The sequence below is a fragment of the Sporosarcina koreensis genome (assembly GCF_042655825.1).
GTDB lineage: Bacteria > Bacillota > Bacilli > Bacillales_A > Planococcaceae > Sporosarcina > Sporosarcina koreensis.
Window position 1 is genome coordinate 218,610 of record NZ_JBHSNP010000010.1, and the last position, 23,002, is coordinate 241,611.

Genomic DNA, 23,002 nt, shown 5'->3' on the forward strand with positions numbered 1-23,002 from the left:
TTTATTTTTATTTTTCGGAGAAGGAGATGTCGTACATGAAAAAGGAAATGACTTTTACACTTTCAATTATCCCAATATTGGCATTACTAATTGCGGCAGCTTCATCGATTTTCATTTGGAAAGCTGGGATGCATATCCCGTTACTGGTTGGGGTGTTTGCTGCTGCGGTCATTGCAAAAATTTGTGGTTGGAGCTGGGAGAAAATCGAGAAAATGATGGTGAATGGGGTATCCCGGGCATTGCCCGCCGTTTTTATCTTGCTGATCATCGGTATCATTGTTGGAACTTGGATTGCGAGTGGCGTGATCCCGACGATGATTTACTATGGCTTATCGATCATTGAACCTTCGTTATTTATTCCACTCGTGGCGCTCATTACGGGAATTGTTTCAATTACATTAGGAAGCTCATTTACCTCCATTGCGACAATCGGCATTGCTTTCATGGCGATTGGAGAGGGGTTGGGATTTGCCCCAGGGCTTGTAGCCGGGGCTGTCATTTCGGGGGCATACTTTGGTGATAAACTCTCGCCGTTGTCCGATACGACAAACATCGCTCCTGCAATGGCTGAGACGGATTTGTTCAGCCATATCAAGCATATGCTTTGGGACACGATTCCCGCTTTTGTCATTGCAATTATTTTATATTGGGTTGTTGGTCTTTCAGGTGTCACAGCCCACACCGTGGATACTGTCGGCATTGATTTAATCAAAACAGGGCTGGAAAATGTCTTTACCATTCATCCGCTTCTCCTGTTGATGCCTATATTTACAATCATTTTGATGATGATGCGTGTACCGGCCATTCCGGCGTTGACCATTGTAGGACTTTTAGGGGCCGTACTTGCAGTCGTCGTTCAGGGCTCTTCCATTTCCTCGATTGCGCAAGTGATGACGAGTGGATTTTCAGTCGACTCGGGGATAGCTACTGTGGACTCTTTATTGAATAAAGGCGGTCTTTTATCGATGTTGGGGACAATCGGGCTGTTAGTCATCGCTACTGCATTAGGCGGGATTTTAGAAGAAACAGGAGCGTTTGAAGTGGTCACAAGAAAAATGATCGCGGGTGTCCGTTCGACGGGAACGTTAATCAGCACGACCATTCTTTCGACTTTTGTCGTGGCATTCGCAAGTGGTGCACAATTTTTAGCAATTATTTTACCAGCAAGAACATTTGTCCATACGTATAAAGAGATGGGAATCGATACGAAAAACCTTTCCAGATGTGTTGAGGCGGCGGGTACTGTAGGCATTAACCTTGTACCATGGAGTGTTCCGGCTATTTTTGCAGCAAGTACTCTAGGGGTCAGTCCAGGACAATTTATCCCATATGCATTCTTTGCGTTTTTAGTTCCGCTAATCAATATCGTTTTCGGTTTCACCGGCTGGACGATTACGAAGAAGATCTATCGAAGGAAAGAAGAAATAAAAACTGAAGGAGCCATATCGTTATGAGCAAGGTCATTTTACATGTGCTAGGAACGGCCCAAGATGCCGGACTGCCACACCCGAATTGCTTCTGTGAAAACTGTGCAGAAGCTATAGAAAATCCTGAGTTTAGGCGCACTGCAGCGTCATTAGCCATTGTGCTGCCTGAAGGGAAGGCTTGGCATTTGATCGATGCAACGCCAGATATGAAAGAGCAGATGGCTAGGGTGCAGATGAAGCATAATCTGCAAGGGCAACTCATGTCGAGCATCTTTTTGACACATGCCCATCTTGGCCATTATCCTGGATTATTATTTTTAGGAAGAGAAGCGATCGGTGCAAATAAAGTTCCAGTACTGGCAGGAGCGAAAATGAAAAATCTGCTCGAAGAACAAGCTCCCTGGAGCCAATTAACAAAACTCAACAATATTGACCTGCAAGAAATGCATGATGGCCAAGCGATTGCTGTCTCGCCGGATGTAACCGTTACACCTGTTGAGGTCCCGCACAGAAATGAGTTCTCTGAGACATTTGCGTTTTGGATAACAGGGACGAAGAAGAAAGTTTTGTACATTCCGGATATCGATCGATGGGAACAATGGGGCAAAGATATTTATGAATCGTGCAAGGATGCGGACATCTGCTTGCTTGACGGCACATTTCATTCCACCAAAGATCTTGAAAAAATCGGCCGTGATTATCGGGAAATTCCACATCCGGTCATGACAGAAACGATGGATCGATTACAAGATCTAGTGGAACAAACTGACATTTATTTCATCCACCTCAATCACTCGAATCCTGCGATTAATCAGGAGGGAACGGTTCGGAAGACGCTTGAAATGAAAGGCTTTCATATTCCGGAGGAAGGTATGGAGTTTGTTCTATGACATTGGTATAAATCTACAAAGTCTAGTATACTCATGGAAACTATTTTTCATCGAGAGGGGACAGATTGATGACAAAGATCGGATACGACAAAGGCATCATATATGAATTCAATAAGGCGCAAAAGCCGATACGGACAGTTCCGGCAGGATCGACGGTGACGATTCAGACGTACGATTGTTTCCAAAATCAAATTCAATCCGCAGATACTGAGGTAACTGCGATCAATTGGAATAAAATCAATCCGGCGACGGGTCCGCTTTACGTCGAAGGCGCGATGCCGGGCGATGTGCTGAAAGTGAAGATCGAGCGAATCGACATCGGTGATCAAGGCGTCATGGTCGTCGGGCCGGATTTAGGTGTGATGGGACATGCTTTATCGAAAATGGAGTCGAAAATTTTGCCGATCCAAGATGGCCATGTCCAGTTCAACGACCTGCAGGTCCCTGTGAATAAAATGATCGGTGTCATCGGAGTTGCGCCTGAAGAGGAAGGTGTGAACTGTGGGACGCCTGGCGCGCACGGCGGCAACATGGATAATAAAATGGTGACGGAAGGCGCGACGTTGTACTTCCCGGTGTTTGCGGAAGGCGCATTGTTCGCGCTCGGCGATCTCCATGCCGCGATGGGCGACGGAGAAGTGAGCGTATCGGGCGTTGAGGTTGCGGGCGAAGTGACAGTGACGCTTGAAGTTATCAAAGACGTGTCATTGCGTCATCCGATGCTAGAAAATGAAGAGGCCTTTACTCAAATCGTATCTGCTTCGACGTTGGACGAAGCAGCGAAAACGGCGGCAGTGGAAATGATTGAACGCATTGCAGACAAGTCATCCCTTCCGGTAAGCGAAGTGACGATGCTCATGAGTGCAGTCGGGCAATCGGAAATCTGCCAAATCGTCGACCCGCTGATGACAGCAAGATTCGTCGTTCCGAAATGGGTTCTCAATCAATTAGGCGTTTCTTTTTTTAATTGACTTTTTTCGGTGCCTGTGCAGCACACTATTCAGTCAATACACTACAATTGTATATTCAGAATAGGTGGATGTTGAACTGTAAGTAGTAAATAGAAACTTTGCTTCATAATTATTCTGTCCGTTGAATAGTCATAAATGTTTGTCGCACAGGCACCGAAAAAAATCAGATAATGCACTACAATTGCATAAAAAAATACAAGACTCCAATCAAATCAATGCCTGGTTGGAGTCTTCTTGTATTTATATGCTCACTGTTGAATTGTCATAAATGTACCGTGCACAGGCACCATTATTTTCGATCATCCCGCCGCTCGTTTCGGGCTTTCCCTTCAAAATCCTCCGCGAATTCCTGTGTGCGGTTTTCTCCTGGATTGTTCGTATTGCTGTTTGTGTTGTGCGCCTCTTTGTACGTGTCAAAGCTATTATGCGTTCTTTCATTCATCGTCTTCTTATTATTTTTATTCACCGACTGCTCACCTCCTCTACGTACTATGCGCGTCGGCGGGAGAAGTATACGCTATTCGTCAAGGAGTTCTCGTTAATGGTGGAAGAGTTCTCGTTGCAATGAAAAGAAGGGATTGGAAATGCATATGGCGAAAGATGGATTGTGGGATTTACTGACATTGGGGGATGGGATATGAATTATGACGTCATTGTAGTGGGAGCCGGCCTTGCCGGATTGGTGGCGACTTCGGAAGTGATCAAAGCCAGGAAAAAGGTTCTTTTATTGGACCAAGAGCCGGAGTCATCCATGGGCGGGCAAGCATGGTGGTCGTTCGGCGGATTGTTTCTAGTCGATTCGCCGGAACAACGGCGGCTTGGCATAAAGGATTCGAAGGAACTCGCTTGGCAGGATTGGATGGGAAGCGCAGGATTCGACCGACTCGACGATGAAGATCAGTGGGCCATGAAATGGGCGGAAGCGTATGTGGATTTTGCCGCGAATGAAAAAAGGGATTGGCTTCATTCGCTTGGCGTCCGGTTTTTCCCTGTCGTCGGGTGGGCGGAGAGAGGGGGCTATTTAGCCGAAGGGCATGGCAATTCGGTTCCGCGGTTCCATATTACGTGGGGGACGGGTCCAGGGCTCGTGAAGCCATTCGAAGAAATGGTCCGTGGGGGAATCGCCAAAGGGCTTGTCGACTACAAGCCGCGTCATCAGGTGGATGAATTACTAACCGAAAACGGGGCAGTTGTCGGTGTGAAGGGATCCGAACTCGAGCCAAGCGACGTCAAACGTGGTGAACGAAGCTCAAGAACCATCATTGGGGAATTTACATATAAAGCACCCGCAGTCGTCGTGACGAGCGGCGGAATCGGCGCGAATTTCGATCTCGTCAGGGAAAACTGGCCGGCGCGATTAGGGGAGCCCCCGAAACAAATGATTTCAGGCGTCCCGGCGCATGTCGATGGCCGGATGCTTGCGATAACGGAAAACGCAGGCGGGCGGATTGTGAATAAAGACCGGATGTGGCATTACACGGAAGGCATCCGGAACTGGAACCCGATTTGGCCGTTTCATGGCATCCGCATATTGCCTGGCCCTTCCTCCATCTGGCTGGATGCGGAAGGGAACCGTTTTCCAGCACCAAATTTCCCAGGATTCGACACGTTGGGGACGTTGCAGGCGATAAAGGATACGGGCTATGACTACTCATGGTTCATTCTCACCGAAAAAATGATCGAAAAGGAATTCGCATTGTCGGGTTCTGAGCAAAATCCGGATTTGACGGGGAAGAGCATCAAGAAGGTCCTATCGAGGGTGCTTCCCGGTCCACCGGCTCCAGTGAAAGCGTTCATGGATCATGGCGAAGATTTCATCGTCGCGGAAACGCTGGAGGAATTGGTGGCCGGCATGAACCGGGTTGCGGGGAATGACTTGATTGACATAACGAAAATCGAGCGACAACTGCTAGCAAGGGACCGGGAGATGGATAATACGTTCACGAAGGACCTGCAAATTACGGCGCTCCGCGGGGCGAGGAATTATATCGGCGACAAGCTGATCCGGGTTGCGAAGCCGCATAAGATCCTTGATCCGAAAAACGGTCCGTTAATAGCAGTTAAGCTCAATATCCTAACCCGAAAAACATTGGGCGGGCTTCAAACGGACTTGTCAGGACGAGTGTTGAATGAAGCAGGAAATCCTGTGCCGGGATTGTATGCTGCAGGAGAAGTCGCTGGTTTCGGTGGCGGAGGAGTACATGGATACCGTGCATTGGAAGGGACCTTTTTAGGGGGCTGCCTATTCAGCGGCAGGATCGTCGGTCGAACGCTGTCGGAATAAAGAAGGAGAATTGTCTTTCCATAGCGAATAAAAAGATTATGACAGAAAAAAGGGGAAGAGAAGATGACAGTTGAACAGTTTTTGGAGGAGCAAAATAAAGTAATCAAGGATTTGCATCTGACGAGCGCGAGCAGTTCATGGATGGCGGCGACGACCGGGGAAGACGAGTGGAATCAGAAGACAGCAGAGGCGCAGACTGCATTTAATTTATACCTTTCGAATTCGGAACGTTTCGAGCAAGTAAAGGCGTATCTTGCTCAAGGTGATTTGACGGCAGTGCAGCGACGCCAGCTCGAAGATCTTCATACGGGCATGGCTGGAAAGCAGATCCCCGAAGCGGACTTAAAGGAAATGGTGGAACGGTCGACGGAATTGATCGGCATTTTTAATACTTTCCGTGCGACGATTAACGGTAAACCCGTGTCGGAAAATGAAGTACGGCAAATATTAATCAAAAATAATGATTCAGCTGAACGTGAAGAGGCGTGGCATGCTAGCAAGCAGATCGGAAAGGAAGTCGAGGAAAAGCTGTTGACGCTCGTCAAAAAGCGGAACGAAGTCGCGCGTTCATTAGGCTTTGAAAACTATCACCAAATGAGCTTCGAACATCAGGAACTCGACCGAGATGAAATCTTTTCGATCTTCCATAAGCTGAAAGAGCTTTCCGACGAACCGTTCCGTGAAATGAAGCATGAGATGGACAGCGAACTGGCGGAGCGCTTTGGCATTTCGATCGACGAGCTTCGGCCATGGCATTATGCCGATCCGTTTTTCCAAGAAGCGCCGCCTTCTAAGGAGCTGGACTTGGACCCGTTCTACGAAGGGAAGGACCTTGAGCAGCTGACAATCGATACGTTCAAAAGCATGGGCATGGATATTACGGATATGCTCGCGAACAGCGATCTTTATCCGCGCGACAAAAAGAACCAGCATGCGTTCTGCACGGATATCGACCGGGAAGGCGACGTCCGCGTGCTATGCAATAATGTACCGTCCGATTATTGGTCCGTTACGATGCTGCACGAATTCGGCCATGCGGTTTATTTCAAATATGTTGATCCGACACTTCCGTACTTGTTACGAACGTGCGCACATACTTTGACGACGGAAGCGATCGCGATGTTGTACGGTCGATTCGGGAAAAATCCGGCTTGGCTGCACCAGTTTTTAGGATTGGATAAAGCCAAGGTGGACCAACTGACACCGCTCATCGAGGATTCGCTGCGCAGGCAAATGTTTATCGCAGGCCGCTGGATCATGGCATTCACATTCTTCGAGCGCGAGCTGTACGAAAATCCGGATCAGGATTTGAACAAGCTTTGGTGGAAGATCGTGCAGGACGTCCAATTCGTGAATCCGCCGGAAAACGTTGACTACCCGCATTGGGCAGCGAAAATCCATTTCACGCTCGTCCCGGTTTATTATCAAAACTATCTGCTCGGCGAATTGACGACGTCTCAGCTGCATTCCTACATTGAGAACAATATCTCAAAGGACATGTTCACGCCTGAAGTGGGCACGTATTTGATTGAAGAGTATTTCAAGCCAGGCGCGCTTTACCCGTGGAATGAAAAGATTGAGAAAGCGACCGGCGAAAAGCTGAATCCGCAATATTTCATCGATCAATTCGTATTGAAAGCGCTCGTGTAACTAAGAACGCCGAACGGGATAGTGAAATCTCGTTCGGCGGTTTTATTATCGTTTTTTCTTTTTCGCAAGCTCAGCGGCAGCCAGTTTCTTTTTATCCACCACTTTTTCGAACTCGACAAACACATAATAGACGTTTTCTTTTATTTCTTCAATCCTCATCACTTTGCCTTTTCGCCCTTTCAGCGTCACTTGATCATCGACGGCAGGGATGTTTCTGAGCACTTGATTGAGCACATAATTGTTTTTTTCATAGAAATGAATGGCATACATAATCCGAATCTCCTTTAGTAGTGTGATAGTTGGAATCCATTCATTTTATGTTTGTCCAAGAGATTTAGAACAAAGGACTTTTCGCTGGCGGTGTCGAATAAAGGATGTAACGGATTAAAGGGAGTGGTTACGATGAAGCTTGCGGAGGCATTGATTGCACGCGCGGATTTGCAAAAAAGGAACGAACAGCTGAAAAGGCGGATCAGTGTGAACTTAAAGATCCAAGAGGGGGAACAGCCTGCAGAGGATCCGAATGCGATGTTGGCGGAGCTCGAGGGCAATATGAAAGAATTGACGGCATTGATTCAGCGGATCAATAAAACGAATTGCTCCGTCCGATTCGATGAAACGCGCACGCTTGCCGACGCATTGGTCGAACGTGACCAGAAGTGGGACAAGCGGCTGATACTCTCGAAAATTGCAGAGGAAGCATCGATCCGGAACGACCGATATAGCCGAACGGAAATCAAGATTATGAGCACCGTTAACGTTTCGGCGATACAAAAGCAGGTCGACCAATTATCGAAAGAGTTCAGGGAGATGGACACGAAGATTCAAGGGATGAATTGGAGCATTGATTTACTATAGAGGTCACAGATTTTCAAAGGAAGATTATCGGGCGCGCCCGATAAAATCTGGACGCGCTTATGCCAAGGCATAAGTGATATACAAGTCGGTAGCTGCATCGCAAAGGTGAGTACAAACCCGCCAACTGGGCAAGTTGGACTAATGGTCGGTAGATGGGGCTATACCAAGCGGTTCAAATCCGTCATGAACAATTGACGCCCAGTACCGTGACATGAGTACAAGTAGAATGTAATTGTAACGACCATGTACTAATTTGCGAAGGCAGTGAGGGTGGGGTCGGGGGCTTGATTTGGAATGAAAGCATCTACATCTATAGAATTAAAAATCGTACTATTTGCTATTTCAGCAAAGGTCTGTTATCCTTAAGAAGAATTATTTTTGTTCTTTTTCAGATTGAGAATAGATTTTGGTATTCGTCTAAAGCATTTGAGCAAAGATAGTAACATTGTGTGGAGATCCGCACTAGGAGGTAACAATAATGGAACAAGGTACAGTTAAGTGGTTTAATGCAGAAAAAGGTTTTGGTTTCATCGAGCGTGAAGGCGGAGAGGACGTATTCGTACATTTCTCAGCAATCCAAGGCGAAGGTTTCAAATCTTTAGACGAAGGTCAAAGCGTAACATTTGAAATTGAACAAGGACAACGTGGCCTACAAGCTACAAACGTTCAAAAAGCTTAATAATGGCTTGAAAAAGACCCTGCTTACAGGGTCTTTTTTTGTGTTTTGAATTCGTCATCCGCTCGCTACTCTTTTCCTTCTAGTAAGATCGATTTAATAATATGAATTGAATTCCATTCGCCGAATGAAAAATAGGTGATTGGATATTTTTTCGGGAAAAGCCGTGAATGGATCTCACGCACGTCGTACCCTTTCTTACGCAGCGCCAGCGCGCTCTCACGAAGTTCCTGCAAATACGCAAGCTTCTTCTGCAACGCCATGCGCCCGTCCTTCACATACCCCGCATGGCAACAAAACAGTTCCCCGAAATCATACGACAACGTCTTTTCGATTGAGCTGATGATGGTCGGAATGCTCTCATCACGTAAAATGAGTTTTGTTTTTGGATGCACATATAAATCTCCGGAAAAAAGTTGTCCGGTCTCCTTATTCAGAAACGCGAGATGATCTTTTGCATGTCCCGGTGTCGCAATTACCGTCCAATCGGCGTTTCTGGAACTGAATGTTTCACCGATTGGCTGTGCCTCAAAAGGTCGCCGACTTCCCCAGAAAAACTTCCGGTAGAGTGGATAATCCGCTTTTCTGGCGCATTCATCAATTGTCATTGCATTCATGAAAATCGGCAGTCCGAATTCATTTTGTACATATTGCGCGCCTCCCGTATGATCTTCATGAGCATGCGTAATGACGACTTGGTCAACGTCCGCCTGTTGGAAGAAAGGCTTGAATTCCTCGGCCAATGTTTGGGATCCGGTATCGATCAACACCCCGTCAGTTTCGAAGCAATACACATTCAACTTTACGCTGTTGAGTTTAACTACCCCGTTGATAAATCGGACATCGCTTATCTCATCCTGCATGGATTTCGTTTTCAAGAACATGGGCTTCACCTCGGATTCACTTACTAGTAGACTACCATATTATGAGTGACTATTCATTCAATTAATTCTGATTTGAAGGATTTTAATTCACATAAATCGAATACAGTAGGAAAAAGGAGGATGCGATATGTCGATTGGAACAGAATATTTACGTGTTGTGCGGGAGCGATTCGCTTCAATAAAAGGGCAAGGTGACAAGACATTTGCCCAGTTGGATGAAGATAATTTTCACTGGGTATTAAATGACGAGTCAAACAGCATCGCGATTCTTATCCAGCATGTAAGCGGAAATATGGTGTCGAGGTGGACGGACTTTCTGACGACAGACGGTGAAAAGCCGGACCGGAACCGTGACGGGGAATTCGAAACGAAACGGATGTCCAAGGAGCAGCTGTTGGCTTGCTGGCAACGTGGTTGGGGCGTATTTTTGGGTGCCTTGGAAAGCTTGAACGAGCAAGACTTGGAAAAGACTGTTCATATTCGAGGGGAGGCGCATTCCGTCATCGACGCAATCGAGAGGCAGATGGCCCATTACGCCGCCCACATCGGACAGATTATGTTCATTGGAAAGCAGATCAAAGGGGAGCAGTGGAATAGTCTAAGCATTCCAAAGGGGGAATCAGACGCGTACTTGCAGCGGATGCTGGAAGGGAAATGAGAAAAGTTAACGAAAAAGCCTGTGGGCTGGCGTAAAGTCGCCGCTTCACAGGTTTTTTTAATTAAGGGCTCAATTAATCGCGCAAGGGCTCCAATCAACCACCTCTGTCGTTATAAAAATCAGCTCAATGTATACGTTCCGCCGGCCAATGGGAATCCTACCTTCAGTACATAGTACAGGAGGGCAAGATATGAACAGTCAAAGCAATGGAAAACTGCCGGAGCATCCGGAACCGTTTTGGAGGACAAGTGTCGACTTTCCGACCTTTCCGAGTTTGAATGAAAGCCTTGAAGTGGATGTCATCGTCGTTGGTGCGGGCATCACCGGGATCACGTCTGCGTATTTATTAGCGAATGAAGGCCTTAAAGTTGCGGTTATTGAAGCGGACAAGGTGTTGAACGGGACGACGGGGCATACGACGGCGAAAATTACTGCGCAGCACGATTTGATTTATGATGAATTCATCCAGAACATGGGGCGGAGTACAGCGAGATTGTATTATGAAGCGAATATGGAAGCGTTGGCATTCATTAAGAAAACAGTGGAGGAGCATCAAATCGACTGTGAGTTCACGAACGTTGATGCTTATATTTATTCCGTCTCCGATAAGTATGAGGAGAAAATTAAGAAAGAGGCGGATGCCTACGCGAGGCTTCAAATCGAAGGCGGCCTCGTTGACGACTTTCCTTTTGACATTGATGTAAACAACGTACTTGTCATGAAGAACCAGGCGCAGTTCCATGTGACGAAATATTTGGTTCATCTCATCGATTTAATCAAGGAAAAAGGCGGACAGATTTTTGAGGATACCGTCGCCGTCAATATTAAAACGGGCGAGAAGCCGGTCGTCCTGACGCGCAATGAGAAACGGATCACCGCGAAGCATGTGTTGATTTGCACGCATTTCCCGTTTTACGAAGGGACCGGTCTTTATTCGACAAGGATGTATGCAGACCGCTCGTATGCGCTTGCAGTGAAAGCGAAAAAGGAATTCCCTTCCGGCATCTTCATTAGCGCGGATGAACCGACACGCTCTTTGCGATCCATCATGGACAATGGCGAGGAGTTGGTGCTCATCGTTGGTGAAAACCATAAGACCGGTCAAAGCCAAGTGGAGACGATGGAGCATTACAAGGCGCTCGAGCAGTTCGGCGAAGAGCTTTTCGGGCTTGAGAAGATTGTGAACCGATGGTCGGCGCAGGACTTGGTCACGTTGGATAAACTGCCTTATATCGGCGAAATCACGTCAGGCAATCCGAATATCCTGATTGCTACGGGCTTCCGGAAGTGGGGAATGTCCAACGGGACGGCTGCTGCATTGCTGTTCCGCGATATGGTCACCGGGAAGGAGAGTAAGTTTGAGAAATTGTATACGCCGTCGAGGTTCTATGCGCATCCAAGTTTGAAAAACTTCCTCGTCCAAAACGCGAACGTTGTAGGGCAATTAATCAAAGGGAAGCTGAATTCGCCGAAAACAAATCCGGATGATTTAGCAAAAGGGGAAGGCGCGGTCGTCACGCTGGACGGCCATCGAAAAGGCGCGTACCGCGATGATGACGGGAAAATCCATATTGTCGACACAACGTGTACCCATATCGGTTGCGAAGTCGAATGGAATAGCGGCGATCGGACATGGGACTGCCCGTGCCACGGATCTCGATTTAAGTTCACGGGCGAAGTGATCGAAGGCCCCGCGGAAAAGCCGCTGCAAAAGTATGATTATACGATGATGGACAATTTGACATCCGAGGATTCCGGATATTGAATGAAAACGACCCATCTGGCGATTAGCCGGATGGGTTATTTCGATTACAATTTTTTTCGATATACACTAGGTGTATATCGTTTCCACTCTTCCTCCAACTCCATCCAATCAACGACCTTCCATGGATTAAAGAATGTCTGTCCGTTTTTATTAAAAAACAACTGTCCATCAATGCAGTAGGCCGCATGTTGAACATTGCTATGTTCATCACTCCATACGACTGCATCTCCTGCTGAAAAGCGGTCCTCGACTTTCGTGAATAAAGCTTGCGTCAGCTTCTGCATAAACGTGTCACCATGGATCCATTCGTGAATAATCCATTCTTCCAGACTCGGCTCTGAACTAATGGCAAACAGCGTGGCAGCGAGGCAATTGGCACCTGGCTCTGTAGAAAATGTATTCGCATAGGTGACCAAATGGGTAGGCATAGATGCAGGTGGTTGCAACGATGTCCATTCATCGTATTGCTGTGCGGTTTTGCGGACGATTTCTTCTTTGATGGAAGTGGATAGTTTCATCCACATCTCCTTTTGCAAAACACCGAGCTTCTCCCCGTTCATTTCCAAAACATAGTCCTTCGGGAATGAATATTGGTCGGACAATAACGAGATCGGGCCAACTAATCCTCTTCCTAACTCATATTGAAGAGTAAACAGTTCATTTCTCTTGTCAGCGGGAAGCGAACCGATCCACTCAGGCTGCGCGACAATGATGAACTCAGCTTCCTTGGAAACCATCCAATACATATAGCTATTCACCATTTGAATACCGTTGTAAGAAGAATGATTAAAAAACTCTGATCTTGGTAAGACCAATGTTCCTAGCAAATCATTTTGGAATGAAGATAAATCATTCGTTCGGAGGAAAAACAAATCCTTTTCAGGTATGTATTTTTCAATCCAATGATCTAGCTGTTGTTGGGTAGGGGATATTGTAGTGTCCATATTTTTACACCTTTCTACTAAAAATTGAATCTATTCCAATAGTATCTCACTTTTGAAAAGGGTCAAGATTCATTTTTAAGCCTTCTAACACCCCATCCTGGCAATTCAGATGGGGTGATTCATGTTATTCAACTTCCTTCAGGACATTCTCAATCACTGATACCCTGCCATCCAACTCATTCAACTTTCGTTGAAGAATGGCATTTTGTTCGCGTTCAAGTGCAAGCTTTTCATCGGCTCTTTTTTCAAAGCCCTTTACTGTTTTTACGATAAAAAAGATAACTACAATAAAGATGATTACCGGAATAAGTGATACTAATAAGCCTAATATGCTTGCAATTCCAAGTGAAGACAATTGAATCTCCCTCCTTCATTTATTCTTCTTTGACATCGTGAGCGTTGGCGCTAAACGGTGGATCAATTCCTCGTTCAGTTCAAAATGAAATGGAGCAAGTGCATAAAATTTTGCTGCTTTGCCGCTTTCTAAAATCTCCATATTGCTTGTAACCAAATGGACCTCCTCCAACTTTTGTAGGTGCAAATACAGCAATGGCCTGCTCATTCCAAGTAGGCGCGCCAACTCGCTGACATATTGCCGCCCTTCCGATAACACCGCTATGATTTTCAAACGATGCGGGTTCGACAATGCCTCCAGATATGCTAATAATTCATCTCCATCATCAAAATGTATCATATGTAAGAATTATATTACAGGTGGTTGTAAATTACAACCAAAATAGAGGGATTTTAATTATTGAATCGAATAAATAAGAGGTGTGGAGAGGCAATTTGACATTTGAGGAATTTTTAAATGAAAAGTGCCACGGAATTCAGTTTGAGAGATGAAAGGAAGCTGACGATAATGAACACAGAAATCACAACAAAAATGAAAATCAATAAACCGGTAAGCGACGTGTTCGAAGCGATTGTCGACCCGGAGAAAATGGGCGGATACTGGTTTTCTTCAGGTACGAGCAGAGTCGAACAAGGCAAGACGATCACTTGGAAGTACGAGGAATATGGTGCGGAAGGGGATATTCATGTCCAGCAGGTCGAGGAAAACAAGAAGATCGTTTTCAACTGGGGGGAGACGACCGTCACAATGACATTCCATGAAACAGATGGAAGTACGATCCTTGAAGTGACTGAGTCGGGCTTTAAGCCGGGCGACCCCGAAATCGTCAATAAAATGCTCGACCAAAAAGGAGGCTGGGTCTACATGCTCACTTGCTTGAAGGGGTATGTGGAAAATGGCATTACCACGTTAAGGGCTTCATTGGTTCATTGAAAATGAAGATCTTGCAGGAGAAAATAGAATCGCGTTTGAAAGATGCGAAAGGGACATGGTCGGTTTCAATTGAAGATTTGAATGAAGGCACCTCATTTTCATTAAATGAAAATGAGCTTTATTACGCTGCAAGTATCATCAAGGTGCCCATCATGGCGGCCGTTTTCACGGCGGCGGATGAAGGGGGCATCCGGCTAGGGGACCGTTTGACGTTGCGAAGAGATGATATTGTCGGCGGCAGCGGTGTGCTGCAGTTCATGACGCCCGGCATTGAGTTGCCGATCTATGATTTGCTGACATTGATGATCATCCAAAGCGATAATACCGCGACCAACATGTTGATTGATTTGATCGGCATGGAAAAAATCCAGGCTGTCATGTGTGGTACGGGGATGGAACGGAGTGAAATCCATCATAAATTAATGATTGTCCAGGCGAATCGATTGAATAGCAATGAAATCAGTGCAAGCGACGTTACCGCCTTATTGACGCGCATGGCCCGCGGGCAATGCGTTTCAATGCATGCGTCAGAGCAGATGGTCCGCATTATGAAGCAACAGCAGCTTTCGAATGGCTTTATTGATAACTTGCCAAAGATAACTTCTCCTATCATCGGTGCGATTCCAGATTGGGAGTTTGCCGGTAAGACGGGCAATGTCGACGGAATCATGCATGAGTGCGCATTGCTTTATGTACGGGGACGATGCATAGCGGTCACTGTGCTGTCCAAAGGATGTCCGGAAGATGAGGCGCGGGCGTTGATTGCGCAAATCGGAAATGATGTGTATTCGTATGCCAGATGAGGATGGTTCCTCATCTGGTTTTTTCGATTCTTCGATTCTTCGATTCGGTGGTAAAGTCGCGAAAGTCGGTGGTAAACCGTTGAGAGTCGGTGGTAAAGTCACGAAAGTCGGTGGTAAACCGTTGAGAATCGGTGATAAACCCGTGAGACTCGGTGATAACCCATAAAAAGAGGAAAATCCCTGCCCGCGGCGAATACCTCTTAATAGGAACACGCAAACAGGGGGGATTTTACATGGGAGAAACAGTAGCGGTACAACCTTTCGAAACGTATGCACAGAAGTATATTGAGAAGCATTTGATACCGGGGGCGATAATCGGCATCAGCGAGAATGGGCAGGGGATGTACGAGCTGGAGTTTGGATATCGAAACGTAGCGCAGCAGTTGCTGGCGACGGGGGATACGGTATTTGGCATCGCATCGATGACGAAGTCGTTCACAAGCGCGGGCATCATGAAACTGCAAGAGCTTGGGAAATTGTCGGTGCATGACAAAGTCGTCGACTACTTGCCGGAGCTTAAGAAGTCCGGCGGTCCAGTTGAACGGATCACGCTCCATCATCTGATGACGCATACGGCGGGCTATCCACCACTTGCGACACATGTGTATGCACGAAAAAATAGCATTGAGCAGGACCCATCGGCGAAGGATTATGGGCTTGACCTATTGAATAACCCAGGACCGCATATCGAGACATACGACGAGATGCTTGAATTCATGGCCAATGACGATTTCGAATGGCTCGGCGAACCGGGGCAGTTTTATAGTTATTCGAACGATTCATATGGACTGCTCGGCGTCATCATCAGCCGGGTGAGCGGACAGCCTTATGAAAAATTCATCGAAGAAAACATTTTGCAGCCTGCGGGATTGAAGAACAGCTTTTTCGACATGGAGCGCCTCAACCAAATCGAAGACGTAACGACCCTTTACATGAAAGCGAAGGACGGCTCGCATGTGTATGAAGCGCCGCTTTGGTGGGATGCTCCTTCGATGCGAGCTGTCGGGTATTTGAAGTCGACGGCAAATGATATTCTCCGTTATTTGGAGATGTATTGGAATGAAGGCGTCATCGATGGGACGCGGATTTTATCGAAGGAAAGCATTGCGCAAATGATCCATCCGCATGTCGAATACGAACCGGGAAGATACTACGGCTACGGGCTTCGGATTGTTCCCGATTATTTCGGTTCCACGCTGATCAGCCATGGGGGTGGATTAAAAGGCGTTTCTTCTTATATGTGTGCAATCGTCGAAAAAAAGAAGGCGGGTGTCATTCTGACAAACGTTTCAGACGTGCCTGCAGGCGATCTCCTGATGAGCGCGCTGAATGTCACGGAAGGCAGGGAGCTGGATGCCGCATATGCAACGTATGAAGTAAGGGAAATCGATGCGGACGACCTTCAGAAATTCGTCGGCACCTTCATCTCGAGCGAAGGGATGAATGTGAAAGTGGCGCTGAAGGAAGGAAAGCTCACGATTGAATCGAATGAAGTATGCAGAACGTTGAAATGCATCGGGGAAAACTTCTTTATCGATGAAGATGAAAATGATGGCATCCTGCAGTTCATTAAAAATTCGAATGGAGCAATTGAGCGGATTGTGTATGGCGGAAGGCATATTATGAAGGAAAACGTTTAAAAGTAGCTGGTCTTTCACGGAGATGTGAAAGACCTTTTTTTATTCTAGGGGAATGTCATGGGGAGGGACGTTTTGATTACATAGAATAACAGCATCAAGCCTTTTGGAGGTGTGGGGAATGTCAGGTGTAGTCGAGCGCGGTGTAGGGTATGGTAATGGATTTACGCTGATCGTCGTTTTGTTTATTCTTTTGATAATTGTAGGCGCAGCGTTTTTAGACGGAGGATATTGTTAAGTTAGATTTTTACGTTAATAAATTTACGGAAAATGCATAAAAGAGTAAATAGTAGAGAAGCGGATAGTTATGTCGCTTCTCTATTTTTATGTACTAATTTTGTCAATACTTCCGCTAAATTTTATGTTATTATAGGCAAGTTGGAAAAAAACATATGACATTTTGTTTTGTATATAAACACCTGATTTGTCGAATAACTAAAGTGATTACCTAAATGTTTATTCGGGAAGATACAAGAAAATGGCATTCGTTGCTCCATACTACAGTTCATGCATCTAGAGAGGGGGAAACCGCTATGAAATTCCTTATATTCATCGCGGCGTTACTTGTTATCTTTTTCCTTGCATTCATCGTGAGCAATGGTAAAAAGAGGATCAAATATAAATCAGTTATTACGATGGTTGTCTTACAGCTTGTGCTGGCATTCATCCTATTGAATACAGAATTCGGTCTTGTTCTCATCAAGGGAGTGGCGAATGTATTCGATAAGTTATTGGCATATGCTGCGGAAGGGATCAACTTCGTTTTTGGCGGGCTTGCCAATGAAGGTTCTTTCCCCTTTTTCATGAATGTTTTATTACCGATTGTCTTCATTTCAGTACTCATCGGTATCGCGCAGTACATAGGGCTCCTTCAGATTATCATCCGTTTTCTTGGCCTTATTTTGAGCAAAGTCAATGGGCTAGGAAGATTGGAATCGTTCAATGCGGTCGCTTCAGCGATTTTTGGACAATCAGAGGTATTCATCTCCATTAAAAAACAGCTTCCGCATATTCCGAAACATCGGTTGTATACGATGTGTACATCCGCAATGTCGACGGTATCCGCGTCGATTTTAGGGGCGTATATGACGATGATCGAACCGAAATACGTTATTACGGCACTCGTCCTGAATCTTTTCGGCGGGTTCATCATCGCGAATATTATCAATCCTTACGAAGTGTCGGAAGAAGAAGATATTATCGACGTACCGCAAGAAAGAAAGCAGTCTTTCTTTGAAATGTTGGGCGAGTATATTATGGACGGCTTTAAAGTGGCGATCATCGTCGGTGCGATGCTGATCGGTTTTGTTGCATTGATCGGCATGGTGAACAGCATATTCGAGGCGGCTGTCGGCGTCAGCTTCTCGACGGCGTTAGGATATGTCTTTGCGCCATTTGCATTCATCATCGGCATTCCGGCCTCGGAAGTTGTACAAGCCGGTACGATCATGGCGACGAAGCTACTGACGAACGAGTTCGTGGCAATGATGGACTTGGCTAACATCACGTCATCATTATCGAGCAGGACGGTCGGCATCATTTCCGTTTTCCTTGTATCATTCGCGAACTTCTCTTCAATCGGCATCATTGCCGGAGCTGTTAAAGGCTTGAATGAAGAACAGGGCAATACTGTCGCCAGATTCGGTTTGAAATTGCTCTATGGAGCGACATTGGTCAGTTTGTTGACAGCAGCGGTTACAGGAATCATGTTGTGAAGGAGTCCCCATTCCGGGGGCTCTTTTTTTGCACGTATTTTTCAGTTCCCTTCAATGGAAGTGGTCGTGCCGAAGCGGTATGATGAAATAAGACCGACTAAATCTATTGGAGTGAATGCAATTGATAAATGATAGAGCGAAGAAGTTCAACGGCATCCCGCTTTCAATCCTCGACCTTGCGATGATTAACGAGGGAAGCAATGCGGGCCAGTCTTTCAAGAATAGCGTCGATCTTGCCCAGCATGCTGACAAGTGGGGATATAACCGCTTCTGGCTTGCCGAACATCATAATATGCCCGGCGTCGCAAGTTCGGCGACGTCTGTCATCATTGGGCACGTGGCGGGTGCGACGGAGACGATCCGTGTCGGGGCTGGCGGCATCATGCTGCCGAACCATGCGCCGCTCGTCATCGCGGAGCAATTCGGCACGCTCGATGCACTGTTCCCAGGGAGAATCGACCTCGGATTAGGACGCGCTCCCGGCAGCGATCAGGCAACTGCTTTTGCGCTAAGACGGACATTGCAGAGCAGCGGCAATGATTTCCCGGAACAGCTTGACGAACTACGCGCCTATTTCAAGCATGATCCGACTGCACGCGTTCGCGCGTTTCCGGGGGAAGGACAGGATATCCCGATCTGGCTCCTTGGATCGAGCGATTTCAGTGCGAGGCTTGCTGCGGAACTCGGTCTGCCGTTTTCATTCGCAAGCCATTTTGCGCCGACGTATATGATGCATGCGCTGAATTTGTACCATCGCAATTTCAAGCCTTCGAAAGATCTCGAAAAGCCGTACACGATGTTAGGAATCAACATCATTGCCGCGGATACCGATGAAAAGGCGCAATGGCTTGCGACGTCCCACCAGCAGATGTTCCTCAATATCCGAAGAGGGATCACGACGCAGTTCAAGCCGCCAATCGATGATGTGGACGCCGCCTGGTCCGAATTTGAAAAGTCGGCAGTCGCTGAATTGTCGAATTGGCCATCAACGATTGTCGGCAGTCCTGAAACGGTCAAAAAGAAATTGGAAGCGTTCATGGACATGACGAAAGCAGATGAATGCATTATCAGCTCGGGGATCTTCAACCATGAAGACCGTCTCCGCTCCTATGAAATCGTCTCGGAAATGATGGCATGATGAAGATGACTTTTGAATAAAATAGCCAAGTATCGGACAGCAACCCGATGCTTGGCTATTTTCATATTTTCCTTCTCTTTTCTTGCTGAGCGATCAATCTCGTCCCGACGAGGTCGCCTGTAATATTCACCATCGTCGCACCCATCCCGACAAGTGCGTCAATCGCGGTCAACAACGCCACCGCTTCCATCGGCAAGCCGAGTTGGACGAACACGGTCGCAATCATGACGATGCCTGCGCCGGGAACTCCAGCTGTTCCGATCGAAGCGAGCGTCCCGATCAACACGACCATCATCATATCGGGAATCGTAAGCGGGGTGCCTGCAACATTGGCGGCAAAGACGGCTGAAACGGCTATGCGGATCGCTGCGCCGTCCATGTTTACGGTCGCACCGAGCGGCAAGCTGAAACCGTATAAGCTTTTCGGTATCCCCATTTTTTTCGCGGCATCCAATGTGAGGGGCAGTGTGCCTGTGCTGCTTTGCGTGACAAAAGCCGTAATCATCGGTGTGCGTGCATAGTTGAAGAAAGGTCCGGGTTTGATTCCGAAAAGAAGCAGTAGGATGACATACAGCCCGATATGAACGAGCAGCGCAATATAAAAGACGCTGATCATGCCGCCTAAAGAAATGAGTGTGTCGATCCCTTGGCTGCCGACCGTATTCGCGATGATCGCAAAAATGCCGATCGGAACGTATTGAAGGATCGCTTTCAAGATGATCAGGGAAGCTTCATTCAAAGCCGTAATGGTCGTCAATAACGAATCTCCGAGCCCGCCATGGTTTTTAGAGGAGCGCATGACGGAGATCGCAATGCCGAACACGAGCGCAGTGAAGATGATGCCAAGCAGATTCATTTCCGTAAATGCCGTGGCGATATTGGATGGCACGATGTTGAGGAGCACATGGATGATGCCGGGATTTTCCGGGACATCGAATGTTTCATTCCCAGTGAGATGCATTCCCGTACCGGGCTGGAAAATACTTGCAACGAGCAGGCCGATGACGATCGCAAGCGCAGAAGTGACGGTGTAGTAGATGAAAACTTTGCTGCCCATGCGCCCTAGGTTCGCGATATTCGTCTGATTCACCCCGACGATGAGTGTGAACAAAATGAGTGGGATGATCAGGAATGTGAGCAGACGGAGAAGCAGATCGCCGAGCGGTGCTAATACGGCAGCTTGCTCCCCTAACAGGAAACCTGCAAGTATTCCGAGAACTAAGGCGACCGAAATTTTTAAAATCAATGAAGCACGGAAGTACGCCATGAACAGTTTTTTCATCTTGCCGCCTCCTTTTCAGAAACTCAAGTGTTGAAGGAATTCTGAATTCTACGTTAATACAGAGCGGACGGCGTGTCAAAATTCATGCTTTTATGGAAAGGGAAGTCGGTGTAACGTGTCGAAAGAGTAGGAAAGGAGGGATCGTGATGGTGCAATTGCAAGAGCAAGCGGATGGTGCTGAACGGAAAGAATTTAGGGAGGCGCCTGTGACGACGGTGTTCAAGAAATTCGGAAATAATAGGGATGTTTCACTCGTTTTCGGGGATCCGATCGAAGTGGGACTGACAAAAGTGGTGCCTGTTGCGAGGTTGAGATATGGATTCGGAGGCGGGGGTGACGGCAATGGTGCGGATGGCGGCGGCGGGGGCTTCACCGTTAAACCGGTCGGCGTCTATGAAATTACGCCCGATCGAGTGAAATTCAAGCCGGCACGCAGTGGTGGACAATTATTCGGAATGGTATTGGTGTCCGGTCTATTTTTCTTCCTCGGAAGGAATTCATGTAAAAAACGGTGAATGAAAAAGGACTCTTCTTAAGTGAGAGTCCTTTTTCATTCCTATTGACGAGCGCCTTTCCGGATGGAACCGATGACAAAACCGATGATGCCGAATACGATGGCAGGGACAATCCAGCCGATCCCTTCTTCGTAAAGGGGCAAATGGCGGAGCGCATCGGCAACCGGTGCAATCGGCAGACCGAATGCCTTCAACATATCAAAAAACCCGACAAATCCAGCCGCAGCTAGCGCGAATAAATACACTTCCCGATAGCCATTGAACCATTTGTGAAAGAAGCTGATTGTAATCAAAACAATCGCAAGCGGGTAAATCCCGATGAGAACGGGCAATGTGATGGAAATTAATTGCGTAAGCCCGATGTTGGCAATGAATGTGCTGAAGACGCAGACGATCACCACGACTAATGGATAGGATAGCTTCGGGAATGTGCTCGAGAAAAAGGCGGCACATGATGAAACAAGCCCGACCGAAGTCGTCAAGCAAGCAAGGAAAACAGCCGCGCCAAGTAATACTTGTCCGGTCGGCCCGAGAAGCGAATAGGCGAGCTGCGTCAAGATCTCGCCGCCGTTTGCCGCATTCGGTGCGACGAGCCGACTCGTTGTGCCGAGATAAGCGAGCCCGACGTACACGAGACACAGCCCGACAACGGCGATGGCCCCGGACTTCACAGTTATGGCGGCAATCGCCTTCCGGTCTGAAATGCCCTTTCCCTTAATCGCATTGATGACTATGATGCCGAAAACGAGCGCCGCGATTGCATCCATCGTCAAATACCCTTCGATGAATCCGTTAATGAAAGGGTTTTGGATATAAGGTTCCTGTGGAGGTCCGCTCGTCCCGGCTGGCTTCATGATGCCGACCGTGACGATGAAAGCGACGAGCGCCAAGAGAACCGGCGTCAGCACATTCCCGAAACGGTCAACCAATTTATTCGGCTTCAATGAAAGCCAAGCGGTAATCGCAAAAAAGAGGATTGTGAATAAAAGTAAAGCCATCTTTTCCGCTGAATCGGAAATGAACGGGGCCAATCCCATTTCAAATGAGACAGTTGCCGTTCGCGGAACCCCGAAAAACGGGCCGATCGCCAAATAGACAATGATCGTGAAAGCGATTCCAAATAACGGATGCGCCTTGCCCGCAAGATCCCTCAACTGGCTGCCGCTCATCGCAACCGCAACGACGCCAAGAAAGGGAAGCCCGACGCCTGTAATGAGAAAACCTGCAATCGTAATCCATACATTGCCTCCCGCCAGCTGCCCGACGAGCGGTGGAAATATCATATTGCCGGCGCCGAAAAATAGCGCAAACATCAATAATCCCAACTTCAACGTTTCCTTATTCGAAAAATCGTTCATAACCATTCCCTCCAACATTCAAAAAGCGCATAATATCATGGATACAGTCATAACTGGCAATAAATTCGCATAAATCCCCCAAATACTTCATAAATAAAATTATTGACGCAAAAGTCTTCTTAAAACCCCATAAATCGAGTTTACCATAACCCATTCTGCAACCTTTATCGGTATTCGTAAAAAGAGAAAAATTATTAATTTCTGATAATAATCTATATACAAGTTTAAAAGTATGTTAATATTCAGAAGAGAGTTCGAT

25 protein-coding genes are annotated in these 23,002 nt (G+C 47.0%); 17 read left to right on the forward strand and 8 right to left on the reverse strand.

Features of this window, described 5'->3' with window-relative positions; all coding sequences use genetic code 11:
• Window positions 1-35: 35 nt before the first annotated feature.
• The 3 genes from nhaC (at window position 36) to ACFPTP_RS06290 (ending at window position 3,288) form a co-directional block, all read left to right on the forward strand.
• Entirely contained in the window at window positions 36-1,454 is a 1,419-nt protein-coding gene (gene nhaC / locus ACFPTP_RS06280) for a Na+/H+ antiporter NhaC (protein WP_381443035.1), read from the forward strand.
• Window positions 1,451-2,317: an MBL fold metallo-hydrolase gene (locus ACFPTP_RS06285; RefSeq protein WP_381443036.1), complete on the forward strand. Its 867-nt coding sequence runs from the start codon at window positions 1,451-1,453 to the stop codon at window positions 2,315-2,317. Before nhaC ends, ACFPTP_RS06285 begins: the two co-directional genes overlap by 4 nt.
• 68 nt (window positions 2,318-2,385) lie before the next feature.
• Window positions 2,386-3,288, forward strand: a complete 903-nt coding sequence (locus ACFPTP_RS06290; protein ID WP_381443038.1) for an acetamidase/formamidase family protein — start codon at window positions 2,386-2,388, stop codon at window positions 3,286-3,288.
• A gap of 289 nt (window positions 3,289-3,577) precedes the next feature.
• Here ACFPTP_RS06290 and ACFPTP_RS06295 read toward each other — a convergent pair whose 3' ends face one another.
• Window positions 3,578-3,754, reverse strand: coding sequence for a hypothetical protein (locus ACFPTP_RS06295; RefSeq protein ID WP_381443039.1), 177 nt, complete (start codon window positions 3,752-3,754; stop codon window positions 3,578-3,580).
• A 171-nt stretch (window positions 3,755-3,925) separates the two neighbouring features.
• Here ACFPTP_RS06295 and ACFPTP_RS06300 point away from each other — a divergent pair, with 171 nt between their 5' ends.
• On the forward strand, window positions 3,926-5,572 hold the full coding sequence (locus ACFPTP_RS06300; protein ID WP_381443040.1) for an FAD-binding dehydrogenase: 1,647 nt from the start codon (window positions 3,926-3,928) through the stop codon (window positions 5,570-5,572).
• 63 nt (window positions 5,573-5,635) lie between these two features.
• A complete protein-coding gene (locus ACFPTP_RS06305; protein WP_381443042.1) occupies window positions 5,636-7,222 on the forward strand; it encodes a M2 family metallopeptidase in 1,587 nt (528 codons plus the stop codon).
• Between the two features lie 45 nt (window positions 7,223-7,267).
• Here ACFPTP_RS06305 and ACFPTP_RS06310 read toward each other — a convergent pair whose 3' ends face one another.
• The gene (locus ACFPTP_RS06310; RefSeq protein ID WP_381443043.1) at window positions 7,268-7,492 is read right to left on the reverse strand and encodes a hypothetical protein; all 225 of its coding nucleotides are present in this window, start codon (window positions 7,490-7,492) and stop codon (window positions 7,268-7,270) included.
• A 132-nt stretch (window positions 7,493-7,624) separates the two neighbouring features.
• Between ACFPTP_RS06310 and ACFPTP_RS06315 the strand changes: the two genes are divergently transcribed.
• Both ACFPTP_RS06315 and ACFPTP_RS06320 read left to right on the forward strand, forming a co-directional pair.
• A complete protein-coding gene (locus ACFPTP_RS06315; RefSeq protein WP_381443044.1) occupies window positions 7,625-8,080 on the forward strand; it encodes a DIP1984 family protein in 456 nt (151 codons plus the stop codon).
• Window positions 8,081-8,558: 478 nt separating this feature from the next.
• The gene (locus ACFPTP_RS06320; protein WP_252501850.1) at window positions 8,559-8,759 is read left to right on the forward strand and encodes a cold-shock protein; all 201 of its coding nucleotides are present in this window, start codon (window positions 8,559-8,561) and stop codon (window positions 8,757-8,759) included.
• Window positions 8,760-8,824: 65 nt separating this feature from the next.
• On the opposite strand, the gene ACFPTP_RS06325 is transcribed toward ACFPTP_RS06320, so the two are convergent.
• The gene (locus tag ACFPTP_RS06325; RefSeq protein WP_381443046.1) at window positions 8,825-9,640 is read right to left on the reverse strand and encodes an MBL fold metallo-hydrolase; all 816 of its coding nucleotides are present in this window, start codon (window positions 9,638-9,640) and stop codon (window positions 8,825-8,827) included.
• 127 nt (window positions 9,641-9,767) lie between these two features.
• Here ACFPTP_RS06325 and ACFPTP_RS06330 point away from each other — a divergent pair, with 127 nt between their 5' ends.
• Entirely contained in the window at window positions 9,768-10,298 is a 531-nt protein-coding gene (locus tag ACFPTP_RS06330) for a DUF1572 family protein (RefSeq protein WP_381443047.1), read from the forward strand.
• A 190-nt stretch (window positions 10,299-10,488) separates the two neighbouring features.
• Window positions 10,489-12,063 carry an FAD-dependent oxidoreductase gene (locus ACFPTP_RS06335; RefSeq protein WP_381443048.1) on the forward strand — a complete coding sequence of 525 codons (1,575 nt, stop codon included), beginning with the start codon at window positions 10,489-10,491 and terminating at the stop codon, window positions 12,061-12,063.
• A 44-nt stretch (window positions 12,064-12,107) separates the two neighbouring features.
• Here the strand turns inward: ACFPTP_RS06335 and ACFPTP_RS06340 are convergent, their stop codons facing one another.
• From ACFPTP_RS06340 to ACFPTP_RS06350, 3 genes are all read right to left on the reverse strand, one after another.
• The gene (locus ACFPTP_RS06340; RefSeq protein ID WP_381443050.1) at window positions 12,108-13,007 is read right to left on the reverse strand and encodes a hypothetical protein; all 900 of its coding nucleotides are present in this window, start codon (window positions 13,005-13,007) and stop codon (window positions 12,108-12,110) included.
• A gap of 124 nt (window positions 13,008-13,131) precedes the next feature.
• Window positions 13,132-13,362 carry a hypothetical protein gene (locus ACFPTP_RS06345; RefSeq protein ID WP_381443051.1) on the reverse strand — a complete coding sequence of 77 codons (231 nt, stop codon included), beginning with the start codon at window positions 13,360-13,362 and terminating at the stop codon, window positions 13,132-13,134.
• 15 nt (window positions 13,363-13,377) lie between these two features.
• On the reverse strand, window positions 13,378-13,701 hold the full coding sequence (locus ACFPTP_RS06350; RefSeq protein ID WP_381443052.1) for an ArsR/SmtB family transcription factor: 324 nt from the start codon (window positions 13,699-13,701) through the stop codon (window positions 13,378-13,380).
• Between the two features lie 168 nt (window positions 13,702-13,869).
• Here ACFPTP_RS06350 and ACFPTP_RS06355 point away from each other — a divergent pair, with 168 nt between their 5' ends.
• From ACFPTP_RS06355 to ACFPTP_RS06385, 7 genes are all read left to right on the forward strand, one after another.
• Complete coding sequence (locus tag ACFPTP_RS06355; RefSeq protein WP_381443122.1) at window positions 13,870-14,295, forward strand: SRPBCC family protein; 426 nt, start codon at window positions 13,870-13,872, stop codon at window positions 14,293-14,295.
• 2 nt (window positions 14,296-14,297) lie between these two features.
• Entirely contained in the window at window positions 14,298-15,098 is an 801-nt protein-coding gene (locus ACFPTP_RS06360) for a serine hydrolase (protein ID WP_381443123.1), read from the forward strand.
• Window positions 15,088-15,264: a hypothetical protein gene (locus ACFPTP_RS06365; RefSeq protein WP_381443054.1), complete on the forward strand. Its 177-nt coding sequence runs from the start codon at window positions 15,088-15,090 to the stop codon at window positions 15,262-15,264. The genes ACFPTP_RS06360 and ACFPTP_RS06365 overlap by 11 nt, the downstream gene beginning before the upstream one ends.
• Before the next feature lie 67 nt (window positions 15,265-15,331).
• Window positions 15,332-16,738 (forward strand): serine hydrolase domain-containing protein, encoded by a 1,407-nt coding sequence (locus ACFPTP_RS06370; protein ID WP_381443056.1) that lies wholly within the window; start codon window positions 15,332-15,334, stop codon window positions 16,736-16,738.
• A 118-nt stretch (window positions 16,739-16,856) separates the two neighbouring features.
• Complete coding sequence (locus ACFPTP_RS06375; RefSeq protein WP_381443057.1) at window positions 16,857-16,973, forward strand: YjcZ family sporulation protein; 117 nt, start codon at window positions 16,857-16,859, stop codon at window positions 16,971-16,973.
• Between the two features lie 295 nt (window positions 16,974-17,268).
• The gene (locus ACFPTP_RS06380) at window positions 17,269-18,450 is read left to right on the forward strand and encodes a NupC/NupG family nucleoside CNT transporter (RefSeq protein WP_381443058.1); all 1,182 of its coding nucleotides are present in this window, start codon (window positions 17,269-17,271) and stop codon (window positions 18,448-18,450) included.
• A 115-nt stretch (window positions 18,451-18,565) separates the two neighbouring features.
• Window positions 18,566-19,588, forward strand: coding sequence for an LLM class flavin-dependent oxidoreductase (locus ACFPTP_RS06385; RefSeq protein WP_381443059.1), 1,023 nt, complete (start codon window positions 18,566-18,568; stop codon window positions 19,586-19,588).
• 61 nt (window positions 19,589-19,649) lie between these two features.
• On the opposite strand, the gene ACFPTP_RS06390 is transcribed toward ACFPTP_RS06385, so the two are convergent.
• Entirely contained in the window at window positions 19,650-20,870 is a 1,221-nt protein-coding gene (locus tag ACFPTP_RS06390) for a dicarboxylate/amino acid:cation symporter (RefSeq protein ID WP_381443060.1), read from the reverse strand.
• Window positions 20,871-21,016: 146 nt separating this feature from the next.
• Between ACFPTP_RS06390 and ACFPTP_RS06395 the strand changes: the two genes are divergently transcribed.
• A complete protein-coding gene (locus ACFPTP_RS06395; protein ID WP_381443061.1) occupies window positions 21,017-21,385 on the forward strand; it encodes a hypothetical protein in 369 nt (122 codons plus the stop codon).
• Between the two features lie 41 nt (window positions 21,386-21,426).
• On the opposite strand, the gene brnQ is transcribed toward ACFPTP_RS06395, so the two are convergent.
• Window positions 21,427-22,743, reverse strand: a complete 1,317-nt coding sequence (gene brnQ, locus ACFPTP_RS06400) for a branched-chain amino acid transport system II carrier protein (RefSeq protein ID WP_381443062.1) — start codon at window positions 22,741-22,743, stop codon at window positions 21,427-21,429.
• Window positions 22,744-23,002: the final 259 nt, after the last annotated feature.